At 70.9% G+C, this 21,780-nt stretch carries 20 protein-coding genes and 1 pseudogene; 11 read left to right on the forward strand and 10 right to left on the reverse strand.

Going from position 1 to position 21,780, the window contains the following annotated elements; genetic code table 11:
* The first annotated feature begins 136 nt into the window (after positions 1 to 136).
* Positions 137 to 400, forward strand: a complete 264-nt coding sequence (locus ACIRQP_RS33280; RefSeq protein ID WP_403896871.1) for a hypothetical protein — start codon at positions 137 to 139, stop codon at positions 398 to 400.
* Between the two features lie 277 nt (positions 401 to 677).
* On the opposite strand, the gene ACIRQP_RS33285 is transcribed toward ACIRQP_RS33280, so the two are convergent.
* Together ACIRQP_RS33285 and ACIRQP_RS33290 are read right to left on the reverse strand one after the other, a co-directional pair.
* Complete coding sequence (locus ACIRQP_RS33285) at positions 678 to 1,460, reverse strand: ABC transporter permease (protein WP_403896873.1); 783 nt, start codon at positions 1,458 to 1,460, stop codon at positions 678 to 680.
* On the reverse strand, positions 1,457 to 2,533 hold the full coding sequence (locus tag ACIRQP_RS33290) for an ATP-binding cassette domain-containing protein (protein WP_403896875.1): 1,077 nt from the start codon (positions 2,531 to 2,533) through the stop codon (positions 1,457 to 1,459). Before ACIRQP_RS33290 ends, ACIRQP_RS33285 begins: the two co-directional genes overlap by 4 nt.
* A 64-nt stretch (positions 2,534 to 2,597) precedes the next feature.
* Here ACIRQP_RS33290 and ACIRQP_RS33295 point away from each other — a divergent pair, with 64 nt between their 5' ends.
* Positions 2,598 to 3,326: a TetR/AcrR family transcriptional regulator gene (locus ACIRQP_RS33295; protein ID WP_403896877.1), complete on the forward strand. Its 729-nt coding sequence runs from the start codon at positions 2,598 to 2,600 to the stop codon at positions 3,324 to 3,326.
* A 16-nt stretch (positions 3,327 to 3,342) separates the two neighbouring features.
* On the opposite strand, the gene ACIRQP_RS33300 is transcribed toward ACIRQP_RS33295, so the two are convergent.
* The 3 genes from ACIRQP_RS33300 to hmgA form a co-directional block, all read right to left on the reverse strand.
* The gene (locus ACIRQP_RS33300; protein ID WP_403896880.1) at positions 3,343 to 4,554 is read right to left on the reverse strand and encodes a type ISP restriction/modification enzyme; all 1,212 of its coding nucleotides are present in this window, start codon (positions 4,552 to 4,554) and stop codon (positions 3,343 to 3,345) included.
* 149 nt (positions 4,555 to 4,703) lie between these two features.
* On the reverse strand, positions 4,704 to 5,462 hold the full coding sequence (locus ACIRQP_RS33305; protein ID WP_403896883.1) for a GntR family transcriptional regulator: 759 nt from the start codon (positions 5,460 to 5,462) through the stop codon (positions 4,704 to 4,706).
* Between the two features lie 69 nt (positions 5,463 to 5,531).
* Entirely contained in the window at positions 5,532 to 6,854 is a 1,323-nt protein-coding gene (hmgA, locus tag ACIRQP_RS33310; RefSeq protein WP_403896886.1) for a homogentisate 1,2-dioxygenase, read from the reverse strand.
* Between the two features lie 203 nt (positions 6,855 to 7,057).
* Between hmgA and ACIRQP_RS33315 the strand changes: the two genes are divergently transcribed.
* From ACIRQP_RS33315 to ACIRQP_RS33335, 5 genes are all read left to right on the forward strand, one after another.
* Positions 7,058 to 7,720 carry a TetR/AcrR family transcriptional regulator gene (locus tag ACIRQP_RS33315; RefSeq protein WP_403897037.1) on the forward strand — a complete coding sequence of 221 codons (663 nt, stop codon included), beginning with the start codon at positions 7,058 to 7,060 and terminating at the stop codon, positions 7,718 to 7,720.
* A 180-nt stretch (positions 7,721 to 7,900) separates the two neighbouring features.
* A complete protein-coding gene (locus ACIRQP_RS33320; RefSeq protein ID WP_403896888.1) occupies positions 7,901 to 10,216 on the forward strand; it encodes a molybdopterin oxidoreductase family protein in 2,316 nt (771 codons plus the stop codon).
* Between the two features lie 171 nt (positions 10,217 to 10,387).
* Complete coding sequence (locus ACIRQP_RS33325) at positions 10,388 to 11,848, forward strand: CitMHS family transporter (protein ID WP_403896890.1); 1,461 nt, start codon at positions 10,388 to 10,390, stop codon at positions 11,846 to 11,848.
* Positions 11,848 to 13,116, forward strand: coding sequence for an MFS transporter (locus ACIRQP_RS33330; protein WP_403896892.1), 1,269 nt, complete (start codon positions 11,848 to 11,850; stop codon positions 13,114 to 13,116). Before ACIRQP_RS33325 ends, ACIRQP_RS33330 begins: the two co-directional genes overlap by 1 nt.
* 142 nt (positions 13,117 to 13,258) lie before the next feature.
* A complete protein-coding gene (locus ACIRQP_RS33335; RefSeq protein WP_403896894.1) occupies positions 13,259 to 14,605 on the forward strand; it encodes an ABC transporter ATP-binding protein in 1,347 nt (448 codons plus the stop codon).
* A 120-nt stretch (positions 14,606 to 14,725) separates the two neighbouring features.
* Here the strand turns inward: ACIRQP_RS33335 and ACIRQP_RS33340 are convergent, their stop codons facing one another.
* Together ACIRQP_RS33340 and ACIRQP_RS33345 are read right to left on the reverse strand one after the other, a co-directional pair.
* On the reverse strand, positions 14,726 to 15,697 hold the full coding sequence (locus ACIRQP_RS33340; RefSeq protein ID WP_403896897.1) for a DMT family transporter: 972 nt from the start codon (positions 15,695 to 15,697) through the stop codon (positions 14,726 to 14,728).
* Between the two features lie 32 nt (positions 15,698 to 15,729).
* Complete coding sequence (locus ACIRQP_RS33345) at positions 15,730 to 16,473, reverse strand: ArsR/SmtB family transcription factor (RefSeq protein ID WP_403896900.1); 744 nt, start codon at positions 16,471 to 16,473, stop codon at positions 15,730 to 15,732.
* 186 nt (positions 16,474 to 16,659) lie between these two features.
* Here ACIRQP_RS33345 and ACIRQP_RS33350 point away from each other — a divergent pair, with 186 nt between their 5' ends.
* Both ACIRQP_RS33350 and ACIRQP_RS33355 read left to right on the forward strand, forming a co-directional pair.
* A complete protein-coding gene (locus ACIRQP_RS33350) occupies positions 16,660 to 16,947 on the forward strand; it encodes a YiaA/YiaB family inner membrane protein (RefSeq protein WP_403896903.1) in 288 nt (95 codons plus the stop codon).
* 89 nt (positions 16,948 to 17,036) lie between these two features.
* Positions 17,037 to 17,663, forward strand: a complete 627-nt coding sequence (locus ACIRQP_RS33355; RefSeq protein ID WP_403896906.1) for a TetR/AcrR family transcriptional regulator — start codon at positions 17,037 to 17,039, stop codon at positions 17,661 to 17,663.
* A 41-nt stretch (positions 17,664 to 17,704) separates the two neighbouring features.
* Here ACIRQP_RS33355 and ACIRQP_RS33360 read toward each other — a convergent pair whose 3' ends face one another.
* From ACIRQP_RS33360 to ACIRQP_RS33370, 3 genes and pseudogenes are all read right to left on the reverse strand, one after another.
* Complete coding sequence (locus ACIRQP_RS33360) at positions 17,705 to 18,166, reverse strand: MaoC family dehydratase (RefSeq protein ID WP_403896909.1); 462 nt, start codon at positions 18,164 to 18,166, stop codon at positions 17,705 to 17,707.
* 153 nt (positions 18,167 to 18,319) lie between these two features.
* A pseudogene (locus ACIRQP_RS33365) lies at positions 18,320 to 19,150 on the reverse strand (IS5 family transposase).
* Between the two features lie 52 nt (positions 19,151 to 19,202).
* On the reverse strand, positions 19,203 to 20,105 hold the full coding sequence (locus ACIRQP_RS33370; RefSeq protein WP_403896911.1) for a LysR family transcriptional regulator: 903 nt from the start codon (positions 20,103 to 20,105) through the stop codon (positions 19,203 to 19,205).
* A gap of 99 nt (positions 20,106 to 20,204) precedes the next feature.
* Here ACIRQP_RS33370 and ACIRQP_RS33375 point away from each other — a divergent pair, with 99 nt between their 5' ends.
* Both ACIRQP_RS33375 and soxR read left to right on the forward strand, forming a co-directional pair.
* Positions 20,205 to 20,948: an SDR family oxidoreductase gene (locus ACIRQP_RS33375; RefSeq protein ID WP_403896914.1), complete on the forward strand. Its 744-nt coding sequence runs from the start codon at positions 20,205 to 20,207 to the stop codon at positions 20,946 to 20,948.
* 187 nt (positions 20,949 to 21,135) lie between these two features.
* Positions 21,136 to 21,618 (forward strand): redox-sensitive transcriptional activator SoxR, encoded by a 483-nt coding sequence (soxR, locus tag ACIRQP_RS33380; RefSeq protein WP_403896915.1) that lies wholly within the window; start codon positions 21,136 to 21,138, stop codon positions 21,616 to 21,618.
* Positions 21,619 to 21,780 lie beyond the last annotated feature (162 nt).

Here is a 21,780-nt window from a genome sequence, read left to right on the forward strand (position 1 = left end):
ATCAGATGGATCGGGCGATGGCGGTCGCAACCCGTACGAGTGTGGTCCATCGCAAAGGCGGTATACACGGGTGTCCCGGTGGGGCGATAGGGTTAACCTGCCCGGGCCGGGTGCCCTCGTACGGGTGGGGAGTGAAATGGAACAGATAACGGCGCACAGCAGGGCGCGAGTCCCTGCGATCACATGCGGGAGCAGCGCGTCCAGTTCGCGCCTCGACCGCCATCTCTCGGTGCTCGGCGGTCCCGCCGTGCCCCAGCGGGAGACGGCCGAGGCGACGCTGCTGATGCGCGAGCTGACGTCGCGTGACAGCTCGGAGACACACGGAAGCAAGAGCGCGCGCGTCTCGCTCTTCGCGCCGCTGCGGCGGCTGCGCCGCTCGCTGTTCGGCAGCCGCCACTGATCCTCGCGGCTCCACGGCGTCGGCACGCCACCCCGTGAGCGCGTGACCGCCTCACGGAGTTACCGCATGCCCGAGCGTGTGCGGGCGTTCCCGAACGTGCGCGGGTGATCACGCCACCCGGCGCAGTGCTGCACTCCACTCGTCCGTCATCCCCAACGGCCCGCAGCAGTGCGCCGGAGTGTTCGCCCGGCGCGTGATCTCTCCTCGGGCGGCGGCCCCGATCGGTGAATCCACTCCCCGACACCGGTCCGGGCCGGCCGCCCCGGCACCCTCCGCCTCACGCGTCGCTTCTGGAGTACCGCCGTACCGCGAGCGGTACGAACAGGGCGAGCAGCAGCAGCGACCAGAGCAGTGATCCGGCCACCGGATGCGCCACCGGCCAGGCGGCGTCCGCGGCCGACGCGGCATTTCCACAGAGATCGCGGACGGCCGCGGCGAGTGCGCTGATCGGGTTCCACTCCGCGAGCACACGCAGCCAGCCGGGCAGCCCCTCGGCCGGGATGTACGCGTTGGAGAGCAGCGGCAGGATGAATGTCGTGGCGCCGAGCTGACCGGCCGCTTCCTCATTTCGGATGAGCAGCCCGAGATACGTCCCGACCCAGTTGGCCGCGAACCGGAAGAGCAGCAGCAGCCCGAGGGCGCCGAGCGCGCCGGGTACGCCGCCCTCGATCCGCCACCCCACCGCGATCCCCACCAGCAGCAGCGGCACCATCCCCGCGGCCGTGGTCAGCAGATCCGCCGCGGTCTGGCCCAGCGGTACGGCGACCCTGCTCATCGGCAGCGTCAGAAACCGGTCCATGACGCCACGCTGCACGTCCTGGGACGCCTGGAACATCCCGGTCATGATGCCGCCCGCGGCCGTCGCGGCGAGCAGCCCCGGCACGAGATACGCGCGGTACTGCTGACCCGGCATCGCCAGGGCGCTGCCGAAGACATAGCCGAAGAACAGCAGCATGTTGATCGGCATGGCCTGGGTGAGGATCACCACGCCCGGCGCGTGCCTGATGCGCTGGAGGTGACGTCCGAGGACGGCACCGCTGTCGTACGCGAGAGTGCTCATGCGGCGTGCTCCTTGTCGTGTCGCTCGTCGTCCCGCTTGTCGTGTCGCCCGTTGTGGCGCCTGTCGTGTCGCTCGTCGTCCGGCTCGTCGTGTCGGTGGGGGGCGCCGGGGTCCGTACGGTCCGTCAGCCGCAGGAAGACCTCGTCCAGCGTCGGCGCACGCAGACTGGCGTCGGCCACCGGCACCCCCGCCGCGTCCAGCTCCCGCACGAGCCGCGGCAGGGTCAGCGCCGGATCCTTCGCCACGGCCCCCGCGGTGCGGCGCTCCCGGTCGAGCGCGGGCTCGGCGCCGGTCAGCTGGTCGAGTACGGCCGCCGCCGCGAGGATCGCCGTCTCCGCGGCCGCTTCCGTGGGCTCCTCGGCGAGGACGACCTCCGCGTACGAGCCGATGCGCGCCTTGAGTTCGGCCGGGGTGCCGCGGTGGGCGGCCCGGCCCCGGTCGATCAGTACGATGTCGTCGGCCAGCCGGTCGGCCTCCTCCAGATACTGCGTGGTCAGCAGGATCGTGGTGCCCAGGTCGGCGAGTTCGCGTACGGCCCGCCAGATCTGGTTGCGGCTGTGTGGGTCCAGCCCGGTCGTCGGCTCGTCGAGGAAGAGCACCTGGGGGCGGGTCAGCAGACTGGCGGCCAGATCGAGCCGCCGTCGCATCCCGCCGGAGTAGGTCCGTACCGCCCGGTCCGCCGCGTCCGTCAGTTCGAAGCGCTCCAGGAGCTCATCGGCGCGGGCCCGGCCCGCCGCACCCCGGATGCGGAGCAGCTTGCCGAAGAGCCGGAGGTTCTCCCGGCCCGTCAGCTCGCTGTCCACGGAGGCGTACTGGCCGGCGACCCCGATCGACCGGCGTACCGCGCGCGGATCGGCGAGGACGTCGTGCCCGGCGACCAGGGCGGTGCCCGCGTCGGGGGCGGTGAGGGTGGTCAGGATCCGTACGGCGGTGGTCTTGCCCGCGCCGTTCGGCCCGAGCACCCCGCAGACCGTGCCCTCCGCGACGGCCAGGTCCAGACCGCGAAGGGCGTGCACATCGGCGCCGTAGCGCTTCTCCAGACCTTCACTAAGTACAGCGTACGTAGTTGTCATGCGGCCCACCGTACCGCACTACGTACGTTGTACGTAACTAAGATGGTGGGCGAGGTGATGATCGATGGCGGGGCGACCTGCTGAACCCGAAGTGATCTGGGCGCGTCCCGAGCGGTCCGGACGCGGTCCCAAGCCGGCTTTCAGCCGCGCCGACATCGCGGCGGCGGCCTGCCGTATCGCCGACGCGGGTGGCCTCGACGCCGTCACCATGCGCCATGTCGCCGCCGAACTGGGCTGCGGCACGATGTCGCTCTACAACTACGTGCCGCGCAAGGAGGATCTGTACGAGCTGATGGTCGACCGGGTCGCCTGCGAGTACGACCTGCCCGAGAAGCCGTCCGGTGACTGGCGGGCCGATCTGACCGCCCTCGCGCACCGCGCCCGCACGATCATGCACGCGCACCCCTGGATGGCGCGGCTGATGTCGGCGGTCTACGGATTCAGCCCGAACACGATGCGGTACATCGAATACAGCCTGACCTGCCTGGACGCCCTCGACGTGCCCTACGGCGAGAAAATGGAGCTGGTGGCGATGATCAACGGTGTCGTGACCACCTACGTCGCCAACGAGCTCCAGACGGCCGAGCGCACCAAGTCCCTGCCCTGGTCCGCGGAGCGGGAGCACGCCATACGCATGGCCTACCTGGGCCGCGAGATCGCGTCGGGCCGCTATCCCCGGCTGGCGGCGGCGTTCGCGGAGGACTCGGGGCCGATCGACATGGAGGCCGTCTTCAACCGCGCGCTCGCACGGGTCCTGGACGCCTTCGACGCCCGGCTGCCGAAGACCTCCTGAAGCGGGCCGCCGACGGTCAGATCAGTGCGAACTGGCCTTCCGGCCCCTCCTCGTGATGGTCCAGTACGGAGGCCGGCCGCCGGGCCGCCGCCGGGACCGGCAGGACGCCCGCGGCGCGCAGCTCCGCCGTACCGATCTCCGGACCGGCTCCGGGCAACCGCGCCTGGAGCGGGCGGAGTTCCGCCAGGAGCGCCAGGACCGTGATCAGCTCAAGCAGCTCCGAGGTCCACTCCCGCGGCCACTCCGACGGGCGGATCGCCGCCAGCGTGCCCGGCTCGGGACGCCCGGTACGGCGCTCGAACCACAGCTCCAGCGTCCGTACGCCGCCCACCGTGAACTCCCACGCCCCGGCCGGTACGGGCGAGATACGGCCCGAGCCGAGCCGGAGCACCTCGTCCCCCGGGTCGTAGTCGATGGCCTCCGGCCGGGCCGGAACGGCGGCCCGCACATAGGGGCGGCGGCCACCGGGCAGCCGGGGCCGCTCACCGCCATGTGCCCCGCGCAACTGGATCCGGACCATCCGCCGCCCCAGCTCGACCCCGGAGGCCCAGACGGCGGGATCGGCGGTCAGCGGCACCGCGCAGCCGGCCGGGGTGCCCACGGCGACCGCCACGGCCCAGGCGAGCAGCTCCTCGGCGGTGACCTCATGGCCGTACCGGGCGGTCAGCAGGGCGGTCAGCCCGGGGGCCAGATTGGGTTCCACGCCGCCGGGCCGGCGGTAGAGCGGCCGGATCCTGCCCGGCCGCCCGGCCGGGGAACGGCCGTCCGGGAGCACCGCGCCGACCAGCAGCGCCGGCCCGGCGGCCTGCGGTACGAAACCCTGGTCCACAGCGAAGACCTGGTGGCCGTCGGCGACCCGCCACAGCTCGGGGCGGGCCGCGTCGATCAGCCGGTGGTCCGGGATCAGCCACTGCTCGTCGAACGGCCCGTGGAGCACCCGCACCGGCTCGGGGCAGCGCCCCGACTCCCGCGCGAACCGCCCGGTGCCGGTGGCCCGGCCCGGCAGCGCGGCGACCGCGCTGTTCGGCGTACGCGCCCGGGTCGGCCCGAACAGCGCCTCGCGCTCGGCGCCCTCGGCCCGTACGAGCCGGTCCCAGCGGGAGGTGAGGGAAGGCCTGTCGGGGGCGAGGACCCACTCCCTGCCGAACCGCAGCGGGGGTGTCGACCACGGCATGAGATCGCTCAGCAGCGGGCTCTCGTCCGTCGCCCCGGACCGCGTCGCCGTCATGCGGACCGTCCCTCCCGTCGGTCTGTGCGCCCTGGGCCCTGTCCGACACATCCCGCCTGGCTGACACGGCTCGGGCCCCGTCCATGCTAACGGCCACCCCGCAAGGGCGGTTTTGGGGATGGACCGGACATGGACTTACCGGACATGGACTAACCCATGAGGTCCGCCTCCACCGTGACGGAGAAGGAGAACCGGTCCCCCCGGTAGTGGATCCGCGCCACGTCCGCGACCCGGCCGCTCTCGTCGTACGTCACCCCCGTGTAGTGCAGGATCGGGCTCAGCAGCGGCACCCGCAGCAGCTCGGCCGTGGCCGGGTCCGCGAGCCGGGCCTCCACCGTGTCCGTGATCCGGCTGATCCGGATCCCGACCAGGTCGCGCAGCACCTTCGTCATCGGCCAGCGCTCCAGATCCGCCACATCGATGCCCGCCGCGATATCCGGACGGACCGCGTTCTCCGCCCAATTGACGGGCTCGCCGCTCTCGCCGTCGCAGCGCAGCCGGCGGTATGCGATCACCTCGTCCGCCCCGGGGAAGTACTCCGCGAGTTCGCCGGGCACCGGGGCCGGGCCATGGCCGAGGAGCGTGGTCAGCTCACCGGACTGCTGGGCCACGATCGCGTCGATCGAGCCGAGCAGCCGGCGCGGGGCGCCGCGCCGGACGCCCGGTTCGATGAAGGTGCCGCGCCGCCGGTGCCGGCTGATCAGGCCCTCCTCCTCCAGCTCCTTGAGTGCCTGACGCATCGTCAGCACGCTGACGCCGTAGTGCGTGGCGAGCTGCTCCTCGGTCGGCAGCCGCAGCGGGTCGCGCGGCCGGCGGCCCAGTATCGAGGCGCGCAGAGACTGGGAGACTTGATACCAGAGCGGAAGCTTGCGGTTCAGGATCAGTGAGTCCGGGGCGAAGGAGGTCACCGGCGACTCCCCGACTGTGGCGACTCCAAAACGGTGACACCTCCACGACTGTATGTCCGAAACTACGGGTCATGGCCTGAAGTGGCGTTCCAGACCTTGCCATACGTTGTCGTAACCGCGCTGGAGATGGGTGGCACCGGCCGCCTGCGCGGTCGCCGTCACCGGCCAGCGGGTCTCGAACATGAAGGCCAGGCCGTCGTCGATCTTCTGCGGCTTCAGCTCGGCGGCGCTCGCCCGCTCGAAGGTCTCCCGGTCGGGGCCGTGCGCCGACATCATGTTGTGCAGCGAGCCACCGCCGGGGACGAACCCTTCAGCCTTGGCGTCGTACGCGCCCTCGATCAGGCCCATGTACTCGCTCATCACATTGCGGTGGAAGTACGGCGGCCGGAACGTGTCCTCGCCGACCAGCCAGCGCGGGGCGAAGACGACGAAGTCGACTCCGGCGAGGCCCGGGGTCTCGGACGGCGACGTCAGCACCGTGAAGATCGACGGGTCGGGGTGGTCGTAGCTGATGGTGCCGATGACATTGAAGCGGCGCAGATCGTAGACGTACGGCACATGATTGCCGTGCCAGGCCACCACATCGAGCGGGGAGTGGTCATAGGCGGCGGCCCAGAGATTGCCGCAGAACTTGTTGACCACCTGGGTCGGCCGCTCGATGTCCTCGTACGCGGCGACCGGCGCGCGGAAGTCACGCGCGTTGGCCAGGCCGTTGGCGCCGATCGGCCCGAGGTCGGGCAGGACGAAGGGCCGGCCGTGGTTCTCGCAGACATAGCCGCGGGCCGTCTCGTCCAGCAGCTCCACCCGGAAGCGCATACCGCGGGGCAGCAGCGCCACCTCGCCCGGACGGGCCGCGAGCAGGCCCAGCTCCGTACGGATCAGCAGGCCACCGCGTTCGGGAACGATCAGCAGTTCGCCGTCCGCGTCGCTGAACACCCGGTCGGTCATGGGGGAGTTGGCGTTGTAGAGATGAATCGCCATCCCGGTGCGCCGGGTCGTGTCCCCGTTGCCGCCCAGCGTCCACAGACCGGCCAGGAAGTCGGTGCCGGGGGCGGGCTCGGGCAGCGGGTTCCAGCGCAGCCGGTTGGGGTCGGGGACGGTCTCGGTGAAGGGGGCCCCACGCAGCGAGCCGTTGTCGATACGGGCGAACGGCGGATGCGCTGCCGACGGGCGGATCCGGTACAGCCAGGTCCGCCGGTTCTGCGCGCGGGGCTCGGTGAACGCGCTGCCGCTCAGCTGCTCCGCGTAGAGACCGAGCGGCGCGCGCTGGGGTGTGTTGCGGCCGAGCGGCAGCGCCCCCGGCACGGCCTCGGAGCTGTGCTCATTGCCGAAGCCGGAGGAGTGGTCCAGGTCCCCGGCCGTCTTCCGCGCCTGCCCGATGTCGTTCGTCATCCGCGTCCGCTCCTCGATCAAGGAATCCCGGAAGTTAATCCTATGGACAACCGTAGGATTAGTGGTGCGCTACGTCAACGCGGCCGAGCGGCATCATGGATCCCGTGTCACGCGACCGTACGCATACGAAGCCCGATGCCGAGCCCCGCGCCGGCGCCGAACCCGAGCCCCAGCCCGATTCCGCCCCCGACGCCGATCTCGGGGTGGACGCGGAGACCGACGAAGAATCCGAGGTCGGAGGGCTCCGCAGAGTGCCTGTGCAGCAGCGCAGCACGGAGCGGCTGGCCCGGATCCTCGACGCCTGCGGGGCGCTTCTCGACGAGACCGGGTACGAGCAGTTGTCCACCCGGGCCGTCGCGGCCCGCGCGGGCGTTCCCATCGGCTCGGTCTACCGCTTCTTCGTCAACAAGCGGGCCATGGCGGACGCACTCGGAAGGCGCAATCTCGACAGCTATGCCGAGGGCATCGCGGACCGTCTCGTGGCGCTCGACCCGAATGACTGGCGGGGCGCCATCGACGCCGTACTGGACGAGTACCTCTCCATGAAGCGCACCGTGCCCGGCTTCTCGCTCGTGGACTTCGGCGCCCAACTCCCACTGGGCACCCGGCCGCAGGCCCTCGACCGTATCCCTGTCGACCCGGCGACCGACCCCAACCACCGGGTCGCCAGACGCCTCGCCGGACTGCTGTCCAGCCATCTCGGCCGGGCCCCCGACCCGGCGCTGCACCGTACGGTCCTGGTCGCCGTCGAGGCCGCCGACGCGCTGCTCCAGCTGGCGTTCCGTACGGATCCGGCGGGTGATCCCTGGATCGTGGGGGAGACCAGGAAGCTGCTGCGGGCCTATCTGGCGCGGACGTTCGACTGACGCGTGTGGCCGGCCGGCCCTTCTCGCGTCCCGTTCCCCTTCTCCCTGACGCTTCCCCTTCCCCAATTCCCCCCTTCCCTCTTCCCCCTTTTCTCTTCCTCTTTGTCTCTGGTGTTGTCCGTACCGGTCGGTATGCTCGGTGGTGCTCGCGCGTCACCGCTGCCGCCGACCGGAGGGCCCATGCATCCCGAAGACGCACCACGTACCCCGGAGGCGGGGCAGATCCGTACGGCCCCGCGCATCTGCCCCCTCTGCGAGGCCACCTGCGGACTGACCCTCACCATCAAGGGGACCAGGGTCACCGGTGCCAGGGGCGACCGCGACGATGTCTTCAGCCGGGGCTTCATCTGCCCCAAGGGAGCGTCCTTCGGCGAACTGGACGCGGACCCCGACCGGCTGCGTGTTCCGCTCGTCCGCGAGGACGGGGAACTGCGGGAGGCGAGTTGGCAGGAGGCGTTCGCGCTGACAGCCGCCCGAATACGGCCGCTGGTCCAGGAGCACGGGCCGCAGTCCGTCGGGGTCGTCCTCGGCAACCCCAATGCCCACACGATGGCCGGGGCCCTCTACCCGCAGCTTCTCCTGGGCGCGCTCGGAACCCGCAATCTCTTCACGGCAGGCACCCTCGACCAGATGCCCAAGCATGTCTCCAGCGGGCTGCTGTTCGGGGACGCGTTCGCCATCCCCGTACCCGATCTGGACCGTACGGACCATCTGCTGCTCCTGGGCGCCAACCCGCTGGATTCCAACGGCAGTCTCTGCACCGCGCCGGACTTCCCCGGCAAGCTGAGGGCGCTGCGGCGGCGCGGCGGCACGCTGACCGTCGTCGACCCGCGCCGCACCCGCACCGCGCGGCTCGCCGACCGGCACATCCCCATCCGGCCCGGTGCGGACGCCCTGCTGCTCGCCGCCCTCGCCCACGTCCTCTTCGAGGAGCGGCTCACCGACCTCGGGCCGCTCGCCGGACAGGTCGAGGGCGTGGACGAACTGCGCGAGGCGATACGGGACTTCACCCCCGAGGCGGTCGCCCCGGCCTGTGACATGGCCGCCGGGGAGATCCGTACCATCGCCCGCGAGCTGGCCGCCGCGCCCACCGCCGCCGTCTACGGCCGGATCGGCAGCTGCACCGTCGAGTACGGCACGCTCGCCAGCTGGCTGGTCGACGTACTGAACATTCTCACCGGCAACCTGGACCGGCCCGGGGGCGCGCTCTTCCCCCTCTCCGCCACCGACCGGCCGCCCCGGATTCCCGCGCCCGGCAAGGGGTTCAGTCTCGGCCGCTGGACCAGCAGGGTGGGCGGACATCCCGAGGCCAAGGGCGAACTGCCGCTCACCGCGCTCGCCGAGGAGATCGAGACGCCGGGGGAGGGCCGGATCCGCGCGGTGATCGCCCTCGCCACCAACCCCGTGCTGTCCGCGCCCGACGGCGACCGGCTCGACCGGGCGCTGACCGGCCTCGACTTCATGGTCAGCGTCGATCCGTATCTCAACGAGACCTCGCGCCACGCGGATGTCGTCCTGCCGCCACCGCCGCCCGCGCAGAGCGCGCACTTCGACTTCGCCTTCAACGGCTTCGCCGTACGGAACCAGGTCCGCTACAGCCGCGCCGCCGTCCCGCTGGAGGAGGGCCGGCTCGACGAGAGCGAGATCCTGGCCCGGCTGGTCCTCGCGGTGAGCGGCATGGACGGCGCCTCCCCCTCGGCCGTGGACGAGATGGCGATCGACCGTGTGCTCGCCAAGGCCGTGGCCGACCCGCACTCACCCGTGCACGGGCGCGACCCCAGGGAACTGTCCGCGCTGCTCACCGGCGCGAGCGGACCCGAGCGGCAGCTCGATCTGAAGCTGCGGCTCGGCCCGTACGGCGACGGCTTCGCCGCCGAAGCGGGCAGTGGCACCGGGAGCGCCGCCGTCCCGGGGCTCCGTGTCCCGGGGCTCCGTCTCGAACGGCTGCTGGAGCATCCGCACGGCATCGACCTGGGCCCCCTGCGCCCCCGCCTCCCCGAGCCGCTGAAGACCCGCAGCGGGCAGATCGAGTTGCTGCCCGCGCCCCTCGCCGCCGATCTGCCCCGGCTGCGCGCCGCCCTCGCAGAGCGGCCCGCCTCACTGGTGCTCGTCGGCCGCCGCCATTTGCGCTCCAACAACAGCTGGATGCACAACCTCCCGGCGCTGAACGGCGGTTCGAACCGCTGCACCCTCCAGATCCATCCGGACGACGCGGCCCGGCTCGGTCTCAAGGACGGCGGAGCGGTCCGTATCACCGCCGACGGGGGAGCGCTGGAGGCGCCGGTGGAGATCACCGACACGGTACGGACAGGGGTGGTGAGCCTGCCGCACGGCTGGGGCCACGACCGTCCGGGCACCCGCACCTCGGTGGCGAGCGCCCGGCCCGGAGTCAACGTCAATCAACTGCTCGACGGCTCCCGGCTCGACCCGCTCTCGGGCACGGCGGTGCTCAACGGATTCCCCGTCGAGCTGTCGCCGGCCACCCCGCTCCTTTAGCTCCCCCTACCCCCTTGCTCCCTTAGCCCCCCTGCCACCCCCGCCGTGACCTGGGCTTTTGCTCGTATTGCTCGCGTGTCAACATCTTGTTAAGGGCGGGAGGCCGGCCCTAACGTCATCCGGACCGCCGCCCCGGCGGGAGTTCAAGGGTGAACGTGAGGGGCCTCCTGCATGCTGACCATCCTCGGCTTCGTCATGATCGCCACCTTCCTGGTGCTGATCATGATGAAGAAGATGTCGCCGATCGCGGCGCTGGTGCTCATCCCGGCACTCTTCTGCGTCCTCGTAGGGCAGGGCGCACAGCTGGGTGACTACGTCATCAAGGGCGTCGGCGACCTCGCGCCCACCGCCGCCATGCTGATGTTCGCCATCGTCTACTTCGGTGTGATGATCGACGTCGGGCTCTTCGATCCGATCGTCCGGGGCATCCTGCGCTTCTGCAAGGCCGACCCGATGCGGATCGTCGTCGGTACGGCCGTGCTCGCCGCGATCGTCTCGCTGGACGGCGACGGTTCCACCACCTTCATGATCACCGTCTCCGCCATGTATCCGCTCTACAAGCGGCTCGGGATGAGCCGGATCGTGATGACCGGCGTCGCCGCCACCGCGAACGGCGTGATGAACACCCTCCCCTGGGGCGGTCCGACGGCCCGTGCGGCGACCGCGCTCAAGGTCGACGCCGGCGATGTGTTCGTCCCGATGATCCCGGCGCTCGGCGTCGGACTGCTCGCCGTGTTCTTCCTCGCGTATGTGCTGGGCCTCCGGGAGCGCAGGCGGCTGGGCGTCCTCACCCTCGACGAGGCGCTGGAGACCGGGACCACGGGCGGGACCGTACTGGTCGAGGCCGGAGGCGGTACGAGCACGACGGCCGACGGCACCGGCTCGGGCAAGGGTGGCGGCACCGGCCCGGGCAAGGGAGCTGCCACGGGTGGGAGCGCCGGCGGCAGCGGTACGGACGCCGACGACGACGGGACGTCCGACGACCACGGCTTCCAGGGGCTCGATCCCCACCGCGCGACCCTGCGCCCCCGGCTCTACTGGTTCAACGCCGGGCTGACGGTCGCACTGCTCACCGCGATGATCATGGAACTGATGCCCATCCCGGTCCTCTTCCTCCTCGGCGCGGCCCTCGCCCTCACCGTCAACTACCCCAACATGGCCGAGCAGAAGGCCCGGATCGCGGCCCACGCCGACAATGTCCTGAACGTCTCCGGCATGGTCTTCGCCGCCGCCGTCTTCACCGGCGTCCTCACCGGTACCGGTATGGTCCAGCACATGGCCGACTGGCTCGTCGATGCCATTCCGGACGGCATGGGCCCGCACATGGCCCTTGTCACCGGGGTGCTGAGCGTGCCGCTCACCTACTTCATGTCCAACGACGGTTTCTACTTCGGAGTCCTGCCCGTGCTCGCAGAGGCCGGCGCCGCCCACGGCGTCTCCCCGCTGGAAATAGCCCGAGCCTCGCTCGTCGGCCAGCCGCTGCACATGTCGAGCCCGCTCGTGCCCGCCGTCTATGTCCTCGTCGGCATGGCCAAGGTCGAGTTCGGCGACCACACCAGGTTCACCGTCAAGTGGGCCGCCCTCACCTCGCTGGTGGTGCTCGCCGCCGGAGTCCTCTTCGGCATCATCTGATGGTCCCCGCTCCGGCCCCGTCGGGGGCGCCCGGTGGGAGAGGCTGGCTCCTGCGTCTGGTCATCGCCTTCAGCTTCGCGCAGGGGGCGATGTCGATGGCGCGGCCGGCGGTCTCCTACCGGGCGCTCTCCATGGGCGCGGACGAGCGCGCGATCGGTGTGATCACGGCGGTCTACGCGCTGCTGCCGCTCTTCGTCGCCGTACCGCTCGGCCGCAGGACCGACCACGGGCGGTGCGCCCCTCTGCTGGTGGCCGGCGTGGTCCTCATCTCCGCCGGCTGCGCGCTCAGCGGTACGTCGGGCTCACTGCTCGAACTGGCCGCCTGGAGCGGGGTGATGGGCCTCGGTCACCTCTGCTTCATCATCGGCGCCCAGTCGATCGTCGCCCGCCGCAGCGCCCCGGACGAACAGGACCGCAACTTCGGCCACTTCACCATCGGCGCCTCCCTCGGGCAACTGGCGGGACCGGTCGCCGCCGGGCTGCTGGTCTCCGGCCAGGGCGGCGAGATGGCCCGTACGAGCGCCCTCGCGCTGCTCGTCTCGGCCGCCGCCGCAGCGGTCTCCTTCACCTCTCTGTGGCGGATAGAGGCGCGTACGGCCCGCACCACCGACGCCGCACGGCGCTCCGCCAAGGTCCCCGTACGCCGCATCCTGCGGACCCGGGGTGTGCCGGCGGGCATGTTCATCAGCCTGGCCGTGCTCTCCGCGACCGACGTCCTCACCGCCTACCTTCCGGTCATCGGGGAGGAGCGGGGGATCGCGCCCACCGTGATCGGACTCCTGCTCAGCCTGCGCGCCGCGGCCACCATCGCCTGCCGGCTCGTGATGACCCCGATGATCCGGTGGCTCGGCCGTACTGTCCTGCTCACCGTCACCTGTCTGCTCGGCGGCCTGCTGTGCGCGGGCATCGCCCTGCCCGTACCGGTGTGGGGGCTCGCGCTGATGCTCGCGGCGCTCGGGTTCTGTCTGGGCGTCGGCCAGCCGTTGTCGATGACGACCGTCGTACGGGCCGCCCCCGACGAGGCCCGCTCGACCGCCCTCGCGCTGCGGCTCACCGGCAACCGGCTCGGACAGGTCGCCGCCCCGGCCTCCGCCGGTCTGGTCGCCGGGATCGCGGGCCCGGCCGCGCCGTTCGTGATGCTCGGCGCGCTGCTGATCGGCGCGGCCGGGCTCGGCCTGCGCACGTCGGACGGGCTGCCCGCGGTCCCACCGCCCGGTACCGGCGCCGAGCCCGGCCGGCTCCCCGCCCCGGCCCGCGACGGGTCCTGAGTCAGGGCCTGTGCCGGACGACAGGGGTTGAGTGCCTCAAGGTCACTCAACCTTGGCCCGGGTCATTCCCTGACAGCGCGTAGTCGGCTAACTTCAGGCGTCGCACCCGCTCCACCTTTCTTCTTCCCGGGCGGAACAATTCATGACTCGCGCCATCTCTCTGCACAGCGTCAGCAAGGTCTACGGACGCTCCACACGCGCCGTCGACCGCTTCTCGATCGATATCGCGCCAGGAGAGTTCGTGGTGCTCCTCGGCCCCTCGGGGTGCGGTAAATCGACCGTGCTGCGCATGATCGCCGGACTGGAGCACATCACCGACGGCGAACTGCTCCTGGACGGCGAACTCTCCAACGACGCCCCGCCCCGCGAACGCGACATGGCGATGGTGTTCCAGAACTTCGCGCTCTACCCGAACATGACCAACCGCGACAACATCGGCTTCCCTCTCATGCTGGAGAATCCGCGCGAGGACCGCACTCAACGAGTCGACGCCACCGCCCGGATGCTCGGCATCGAGAGCGTACTCGACCGCTATCCGAGCCAGCTCTCCGGCGGCGAACGCCAGCGGGTCGCGATGGGCCGGGCCATCTCCCGGCGGCCCTCAACCTTTCTGATGGACGAGCCGCTCTCCAATCTCGACTCGAAGCTGCGCGGCCATCTGCGCGCCGAGATAGCCCAGCTCACCACCGAACTGGGCGTCACCACCGTCTATGTGACGCATGATCAGGGCGAGGCGATGTCGCTCGGAGACCGGGTCGCGGTGATGCGCGGCGGAGTCCTCCAGCAGGTGAGCGCGCCGCGCGAGGTGTACGCGCTGCCGGAGAACGTGTTCGTGGCCGCGTTCATCGGCACCCCCCGGATCAATCTGCTCCAGGCCGTGGTGTTCGCGCCGCTGGACGGACGGATGTCCATCGACCTCGGCAGGCAGCGCCTCCCGCTGCCCGAACCCCTCAGCTCCGACCACCAGTTGCTCCGTATCCAGCAGGGCAGGCAGATCATCGTCGGGCTGCGCTCCGAGGCCGCCCGTATCGCCCCGCCGAGTCAGGCCCGTCCCGGAGAGGTGGCGCTGAGCGGCATCGTCGAGCACATGGAGTACCAGGGCCATGAGGCGCTGGTGCATCTCGACATCGGCTCCAGGCCCGCGGTGGTGGCCGATCTCGAATCCCCCCGGCCCAAGTCGCCCGTGCGGCGGCGCGGCAGGAGCGGCCCCGGAATGCTGGAGCGGCTCAAGGAGCGCGCGATCGGCCGGGTCAGCGGACCGGTCGTGGTGCTCGACGACCCGGAACCGCCGCGCCCGGCCACGTACAGCCCGGAGCGTTCCGCCATCGCGGCCAGCGATCTGGTCGTCCGTACCGGCCCCGACATGCGGCTGCGGACGGGCGCGCAGGTGCCGCTCCTCGTCGATCTCGCGCATCTCTATGTCTTCGACGACAACGGCCGCCGGATCTGCCCGGCGCCGAGGGACATGCCGGGCCTCGTGGACATGTGATGCCCGGTGCTCGGACGCCCGGATGCCTCGATGCCCGGGTGCCCGGCGCCGTAGAACTCGCATCCCGGCGGCGTTCGAGCACATGCTCGCGGGCCGGGGAGACCGGGCCCTGGTCGTGTGTCAGCGTTTCCCGGCACGACGAGGGTCCGCCGGCGCGGCGGCCGTACCGCCGTCGTGCCGCGCGACCACGGCGCTACGGCGCGGACGCGAGCGTGACACCGCCACCCCCGCCAGGCACAGCGCACCGCCCGCCAGGGTGAACAGGCCCGGGATCTCGTCCAGGAACAGCCAGGACATCAGGACGACCAGCGCCGGGACCGCGTACGTCGTCGCGCCCATCCGGCCCGCCGTCGTACGGGCCAGCGCGTAGGCCCAGGTCGTGAACGCCAGCGCGGTCGGGAACACGCCCAGATAGACCATGTTGAGCGTCGCCGACAGCGGGGCGCTCGTGGCCTCGTGGAGCAGTTGTCCGGCGAACGGCAGACAGGCGAACGCGCCGACGAGACAGCCGAAGGTGGTCACCTGGAGCGCGCTCGCCTTCGCCAGCGACGGCTTCTGCGCCACCACCCCGCCCGCGTAGGCCACCGCCGCCAGCAGACACAGCAGCACCCCGAGCACCGAGGCATGGCCCTCGCCGGACATCGACAGCCCCACGGCCACCGCGCCCGCGAACGACACCGCCATGCCCGCCACCAGCCGGGGCGGAAGCGTCTCGCCCAGCAGGCGGGCGCCGAGCAGGGCGATGAGGATCGGGCCTATGTTCACGACCATCGCGGCCGTGCCCGCGTCGACCTCCTGCTCGCCCCAGTTGAGCACCACCATGTAGACGCCGAACCAGAGCAGACCCGACACCGCGATCCCGGGCCAGGCGGCGCGCGGCGGGGGCCCCTCACGCCGTACGAGCCAGACCGTGCCGAGGACGAGCGCGCCCGCGAGCAGCCGGCCGAGGGCCAGCGCCCCCGGCGAGTAGGCGGCGCCGGCGCTCCGTATCGAGACGAAGGCCGAGGCCCAGAGCACGACCGTCACCCCCGCCGCGGCCATGGGCAGCCAGGTCGCGGGGGAGGGACGGGCGGAGATCGTCGAGTGCGTCATACGGTGAAGGTACGCGGACGACGCTTCGGCTCTCACCGCAATATCCCGGGCTGGATCCCCAGCCTCTCGTACAGCTCCCGCTCCCCGTCCTCGGTCACCTTCACCGCACGCTCGGAGCCGATCCGTACGCACCATCCGGCGTCCAGCGCATGGCGGCACAGCGCCGCGCCCGCCACCCCGGCCAGATGCGGCTTCCGCTCGGTCCAGTCGAGACACGACCGTACGAGCGGCCGGCGACCGGTGCGCTCCAGCCCGATGCCCTGCTCGCCGAACCACGCCACGCCCCGGTCGGTGAGGGCGAAGCCGGTGTCCTGGCGGAGCAGTCCGCGTACGGTCAGCCCGTCCGTGATCGCCAGTCCGAGGCGCCCGGCGAGATGGTCGTAGCAGGTGCGCCCCCGGGCCATGGCGCTGTTGGCCCCGGCCGCGCGCAGCGTGCGGGGCCGCTCCTTCGGGGGTGTGGTGTGTGCGGCCAGATCCTCCACCAGATGGGCGGCGCGCGGGTCGGCGAACCGTACATAGCGGTGCCGGCCCTGTCGCTCCTCCGCGAGCAGTCCGCCCGCGACCAGCTTTCCCAGATGCTCGCTGGCGGTCGACGGAGCGACGCGGGCGTACCGCGCCAGCTCGCCCGCCGTCCAGGCCCGGCCGTCCAGCAGGGCGAGACAGAAGACGGCGCGGGTGTCGTCGGCGAGCAGCGACGCCAGGGCGGCGAACCGGGGCCGCGACCGGCCGGACTGCCCGGACTGCCCGGAGTGGCTTGAGCTCTCTGTGCGTGCCATCTCTCCAGGATGCGTCAGGGACGTTTCGGCGCGGGCCGAAGGGTGGTGCCCGCGGGGGCCGAAGCGGGAGCGGGAGCGGAATCCGGCGATGGCGACGGGGACGGGGACGGGTGTGTCGGCCTTCTGGGTACCGGCTGAGTACGGATACGGATGTGGTGCCCGCCACAGCCCCCGATGCTGTCCGGTATGACTGAGACTCCCGTCAAGCAGCAGAACACCGCGGCCTTCTACGGTCAGGCCGTCCTCTCCTTCGGCCTCGCGCTGGCGGCCGTGACCGTCGGCATCGTCAAACTCGAAGCCGGCGCGTGGGTGCGTGGCTTTCTCGGTATCGCCGTCCTGTATCTGACGACCTCGGCGTTCACGCTGGCCAAGGTGGTCAGGGACCGCCAGGAGGCCGGGCAGATCGTCAGCCGGGTCGACCAGGCCAGACTGGAGAAGATCCTCGCCGAGCACGATCCCTTCCAGAAGCTCTAAGCGCTTGCTCACCCTCGGGGTATGGTGTTCGTCCCGCCCAGTGGGCCGGGCGGGCCGGGTGAGCCGGATGGAACGGGACGAGGTGAGCGATGCGCGCGGCGGAGCGGACAGCGGACGGCGAGAACGCGCCGTGGGGTGAGGTCACTCCGGAGGCGGCCAGAAAACTGCTGATCGCCGCGGTCGAGGCGTTCGCCGAGCGTGGGTACCACGCCACCACCACCCGCGATATCGCCGGCCGCGCGGGGATGAGTCCGGCGGCGCTCTACATCCACTACAAGACCAAGGAAGAGCTGCTCCACCGGATCAGCCGGATCGGCCACGACAAGGCCCTGGCGCTGCTGACGGCCGCGGCCGACGGCGAGGGTACGGCGGCGCAGCGGCTCGCCGAGGCCGTCCACTCCTTCGTACGCTGGCACGCCGAGGGGCACACCACGGCGCGGGTCGTGCAGTACGAGCTGGACGCGCTCGGCCCCGAGCACCGCGCCGAGATCGTCCAACTGCGGCGGCGCAGTACGGCGGCGGTGCGGCGCATCCTGGTCGACGGGGTACGGGACGGGGAGTTCGACGTCCCCGATGTGCCGGGCACCACGCTCGCGGTGCTGTCGCTCTGTATCGATGTGGCGCGCTGGTTCAACGCGTCGGGCGTCCGGACCCCCGACGAGGTCGGCGCGCTCTACGCCGACCTCGTCCTGCGTATGGTCGCCGCCCAGAAGTAGCACGCGCGGCGGCGGAACACTCGGAAGCGGCAGCGGAACGCTCAGAAGTAGAACCGGGAGACGGACTCCGCCACACAGGCCGGCTTCTCGCCGCCCTCGCGCTCGACCGTGACGAGCGTGGTGATCTGCACCCCGCCGCCCGCCTCCGCCACATCCGTCAGGACCGCCGACGCGCGCAGCCGCGAGCCGACCGGTACGGGGGAGGGGAAACGGACCTTGTTGGTCCCGTAGTTGATGCCCATCTTCACGTTCTCGACCCGCAGGATCTGCGGCACGAACGCGGGCAGCAGCGACAGCGTCAGATAGCCGTGCGCGATCGTCGTACCGAACGGCCCCGCCGCGGCCCGTTCCGGGTCCACATGGATCCACTGGTGATCACCGGTGGCCTCGGCGAAGAGGTCGATCCGCTTCTGGTCGATCTCCAGCCACTCGCTGTGCCCCAGCTGCTCGCCGATCCCGGCGCGCAGTTCCTCGGCGGAGGTGAAGATCCTCGGCTCGGCCATGTCCCTGTTCCCTGCCTCTCAAGCCCGTGAAGCCCGTCAAGAGCGTCTGTCCAAGCGCTTGCTCAGCATGTTGGGCGGGCGCGCTCCTGTCAACGCGGACACAGGGCTCGCCGTTCGCGGCGCCGGACAGGCTCCAGGAGTTGTCTTCAAATGTCACGCCCACATCAGGAGCGATGCGAGGGTGACTGCTGCTTGGTAGGACTCGGCGGTCTTCTCGTAGCGGGTGGCGATCCCGCGCCATTGCTTCAGGCGGTTGAAGCAGCGTTCGACCACGTTGCGCTGTTTGTAGCGCTGTTTGTCGAAGGTCGGCGGGCGTCCGCCGCGGCTGCCGCGCCGGAGGCGGCTGCGGAGCTGGTCGGCCCGTTCGGGGATGGTGTGGGCGATGCCGCGCCCTCTGAGCCAGGTCCGGATGGCCCTGGAGCTGTAGCCCTTGTCGCCCAGGACATGATCGGGCCTCACGCGTGGTCGTCCGGGACCCGGTCCGGGGCACCCGTATCGACTCCATCACGGTGGTGAACTGGGTGCAGTCGTTGGTGTTACCGCCCGTGATGGTGAAGGCGAGCGGGCGGCCCAGGGCGTCGCAGGCGAGGTGGATCTTGCTGGTCAGGCCGCCCCGGGACCGTCCGAGTCCGGGGCCGCGGAGCCCCCTTTTCGGGCCCCGGCGGCGTGCTGGTGGGCCCGGACCACGGTGGAGTCGACCGATACGAGCCAGTCGATATCGCCGGCCGCGTCCGCTCTGGCCTGGGCGGCCCGGAGCATCCGCTCGAACGTCTCGTCCAGAGCCCAGCGACGGAAACGGGTGTGCAGCGTGGCCCACGGGCCGTACCGCTCGGGAACATCCCGCCAAGCCGTCCCGGTACGGAACTTCCACACGATCCCGTTGAGCACCGTATGGTCGTCCAACCGCCTCCTGCCCCGCAACGACACGGGCAGAAGCGGCAGGACGAACCCCCACTCCGCATCCGACAGTTCATGTCGACCTATCATCCGACCATGATCCACCACACAAGATCGTTTGAGGACGCCGCCTAAGGGGTCAGCTGACCGGCAGCGCGCTGTTCTCCCGCCGGGAGGCTGTGCCGAGCAATGTACGTGCGACGTCTTCCAGTGATCCGAGCAGCGGGTTCGGGTCGTCGGCGCGCGTGACGAGCACGACCTCGCAGGGATCGGTGTCGATGACGGGCACCAGGGCGAGGTCCTCGCGCACAGCGGCGCGTCGATCGCCGGCAGGGAAGATCGCGACACAGTGGCCGGTGGCGACGAGCTCCAGCTTGTCCTCGTAGCTGTCGTCGATCGCGGGCTGAGGTGGTGCCGGGCGGTCGCCGACCGGCTTGGGCGTGCTCCAGACAACCGGAGTGCTGACGCAGGCCACCAGTTCCTCGTCCGACAGAGCCCGCAGGCTGACTGCTTCCTCGTTCGCCAGAGGATGACTCGCCGACGTGACGAGCACCCGCGGTTCCTCATGGAGCTTGGTCACCCGAAAGCCGTCCGTGGGGAAGGGCAGGGGCTTGTACGCGACGAGGGCGTCGACCCGCCCCTCGGCGAGAGCGCGCGTGTCCCGCCAGTCGAGGTGCCGGGTGCGGACCTGGCCTTCAGGGTGCCGGCGGCGCAGTTCCTGCATACAGGCGGTGATGACCAGTCCTTCGGCGTAGCCGACGGTGACGGTACGAGGCTGCACGGCGGCTCTGGCCGTGCGAGCGGCTTGCTCGGCCTCTTGGAGCAGTATCCGGGCCCTGGGAAGGAATGCCTGACCGGCGTCGGTGAGGCTGCTGCCCTGCGGCGAGCGGTCGAAAAGCCGGACACCGAGCTGAGCCTCCAATCGCTGGATTTGGCGGCTCAGCGACGGCTGCGCCAGGTGCAGCCTGGTGGCGGCCCGGCCGAAGTTGCCGTACTCCGCCACGACCGTGAAATAGCGCACGAGCCGCAGATCGACGTCCATCCGCCAAGCGTACGTCGCGCGCTGTCATGCGCCTGGGACATGACGGCATACGGAACAGGTCTTGGACAAGGTGTGCTGGTAGCTATTTGGCTTGAGGGCATGACCACTTATGACGGCAAGAAGATCGTGATCACGGGCGGAAGCAGCGGAATCGGCCTGACTACCGCCCGGTTGTTCGCGGACGGTGGGGCGCACGTACTGATCACCGGCCGCACCCGATCCACCCTGGACACCGCGCTGGAGCAGCTGGGGGACAAGGCGGTCGGCGTCCGCAGCGACGCCGCTTCCCTGAAGGACATCAAGGCGCTGGCCGGCACGGTTCAGGAGCGGTTCGGCGCGGTGGACGCGCTGTTCGTCAACGCCGGCGTCACCGCGTCCGCGCCGTTCGACTCGACGACGGAGGAGATGTACGACGCGCTGTTCGACATCAACACCAAGGGCCCATATTTCACGGTGCAGGCGTTGGCGCCGCTGTTGCGCGAGGGAAGCGGCGTGGTCCTCACCACGTCGGTGGTGAACGTCCTGGGCCTCGACGCGCTAAGTGTCTACTCGGCGAGCAAGGCAGCCCTGCGGTCGATGACGCGCACCCTGGCCCGCGAGCTGCTGCCGCGCAAGGTGCGTGTCAATGCCGTGAGCCCCGGCCCGACCGACACGGGCGTCCTGGACCGCTCCGTCCCCGCCGACGTCGCCGAGACGATGAAGGACACCTACCGGAGCACCAACCCGATGCAGCGGCTGGGGACGTCCGAGGAAGTGGCCGCCGCGGTGGCGTACTTGGCGTTCGGTGCGACCTTCTCGACGGGAACGGAGTTCCCTGTCGACGGAGGGGCTTCGCAGCTCTAGGGCCTGCCTTCAAAGGAGCGCCGTCCGCCCGGAGAGTGGACCCTGCGGCGTCTGGTGCGTGCGATCGCGAGGCGGAGGGTCGCCCCCGTACTGGACGTACTGGGTTGATCCCGACAACGCGGCGAGCGTGCGTGCCAGGCGTCGAAGGGCAGGCGGGACTTTGAAGACAGGCTCTAGGGTTGGCGAGGTGCCACAGATTCCCGAGAAGATCCATGAGCTGACCGTCGGCCAGTTGTCGGCGCGCAGCGGCGCCGCCGTGTCCGCCCTGCACTTCTACGAGTCCAAGGGGCTCATCAGCAGCCGCAGGACCAGCGGCAACCAACGCCGTTACGGGCGCGACGCACTGCGCCGCGTGGCCTTCGTCCGCGCCGCCCAGCGCGTGGGCATCCCGCTCGCGACCATCAGGGAGGCCCTGGCCGAACTCCCCGAGGAGCGCACCCCCAACCGGGACGACTGGGCCCGGCTCTCGGAGGCGTGGCGCGCGGAGCTGGACGAGCGGATCAAGCAACTCGGCCGGCTCCGTGATCACTTGACCGACTGCATCGGCTGCGGCTGTCTGTCCCTGGAAACCTGTGTGCTGTCCAACCCTGACGACATCTTCGGTGAGCGCATGACGGGCTCGCGCCTGCTCCCGGAGCGCCGGGCTCCGAAGGACTCCGAATGCACCTGACACCCGCGCGCGGCCGTAACGGCACGTGACGCGTGGCCGCAACGGCACGTGAGCAGGTCACCGTCGCGCGGGTCACCGATACCGCGAGGTCACCGTCGCGCGGGTCACCGATACCGCGGGGTCACCGTCGCGCGGGTCACCGATACCGCGGGGGCGCGCCGT

Source organism: Streptomyces sp. NPDC102274 (assembly GCF_044766385.1).
Taxonomy (GTDB): domain Bacteria; phylum Actinomycetota; class Actinomycetes; order Streptomycetales; family Streptomycetaceae; genus Streptomyces.

Coding starts and splice junctions, on each gene's coding strand:
- ACIRQP_RS33280 (WP_403896871.1), top strand. CDS start 137: ATGGAACAGATAACGGCGCACAGCAGGGCGCGAGTCCCTGCGATCACA.
- ACIRQP_RS33285 (WP_403896873.1), bottom strand. CDS start 1,460: ATGAGCACTCTCGCGTACGACAGCGGTGCCGTCCTCGGACGTCACCTC.
- ACIRQP_RS33290 (WP_403896875.1), bottom strand. CDS start 2,533: ATGACAACTACGTACGCTGTACTTAGTGAAGGTCTGGAGAAGCGCTAC.
- ACIRQP_RS33295 (WP_403896877.1), top strand. CDS start 2,598: ATGGCGGGGCGACCTGCTGAACCCGAAGTGATCTGGGCGCGTCCCGAG.
- ACIRQP_RS33300 (WP_403896880.1), bottom strand. CDS start 4,554: ATGACGGCGACGCGGTCCGGGGCGACGGACGAGAGCCCGCTGCTGAGC.
- hmgA (WP_403896886.1), bottom strand. CDS start 6,854: ATGACGAACGACATCGGGCAGGCGCGGAAGACGGCCGGGGACCTGGAC.
- ACIRQP_RS33320 (WP_403896888.1), top strand. CDS start 7,901: ATGCATCCCGAAGACGCACCACGTACCCCGGAGGCGGGGCAGATCCGT.
- ACIRQP_RS33325 (WP_403896890.1), top strand. CDS start 10,388: ATGCTGACCATCCTCGGCTTCGTCATGATCGCCACCTTCCTGGTGCTG.
- ACIRQP_RS33330 (WP_403896892.1), top strand. CDS start 11,848: ATGGTCCCCGCTCCGGCCCCGTCGGGGGCGCCCGGTGGGAGAGGCTGG.
- ACIRQP_RS33335 (WP_403896894.1), top strand. CDS start 13,259: ATGACTCGCGCCATCTCTCTGCACAGCGTCAGCAAGGTCTACGGACGC.
- ACIRQP_RS33340 (WP_403896897.1), bottom strand. CDS start 15,697: ATGACGCACTCGACGATCTCCGCCCGTCCCTCCCCCGCGACCTGGCTG.
- ACIRQP_RS33345 (WP_403896900.1), bottom strand. CDS start 16,473: ATGGCACGCACAGAGAGCTCAAGCCACTCCGGGCAGTCCGGGCAGTCC.
- ACIRQP_RS33350 (WP_403896903.1), top strand. CDS start 16,660: ATGACTGAGACTCCCGTCAAGCAGCAGAACACCGCGGCCTTCTACGGT.
- ACIRQP_RS33355 (WP_403896906.1), top strand. CDS start 17,037: ATGCGCGCGGCGGAGCGGACAGCGGACGGCGAGAACGCGCCGTGGGGT.
- ACIRQP_RS33360 (WP_403896909.1), bottom strand. CDS start 18,166: ATGGCCGAGCCGAGGATCTTCACCTCCGCCGAGGAACTGCGCGCCGGG.
- ACIRQP_RS33370 (WP_403896911.1), bottom strand. CDS start 20,105: ATGGACGTCGATCTGCGGCTCGTGCGCTATTTCACGGTCGTGGCGGAG.
- ACIRQP_RS33375 (WP_403896914.1), top strand. CDS start 20,205: ATGACCACTTATGACGGCAAGAAGATCGTGATCACGGGCGGAAGCAGC.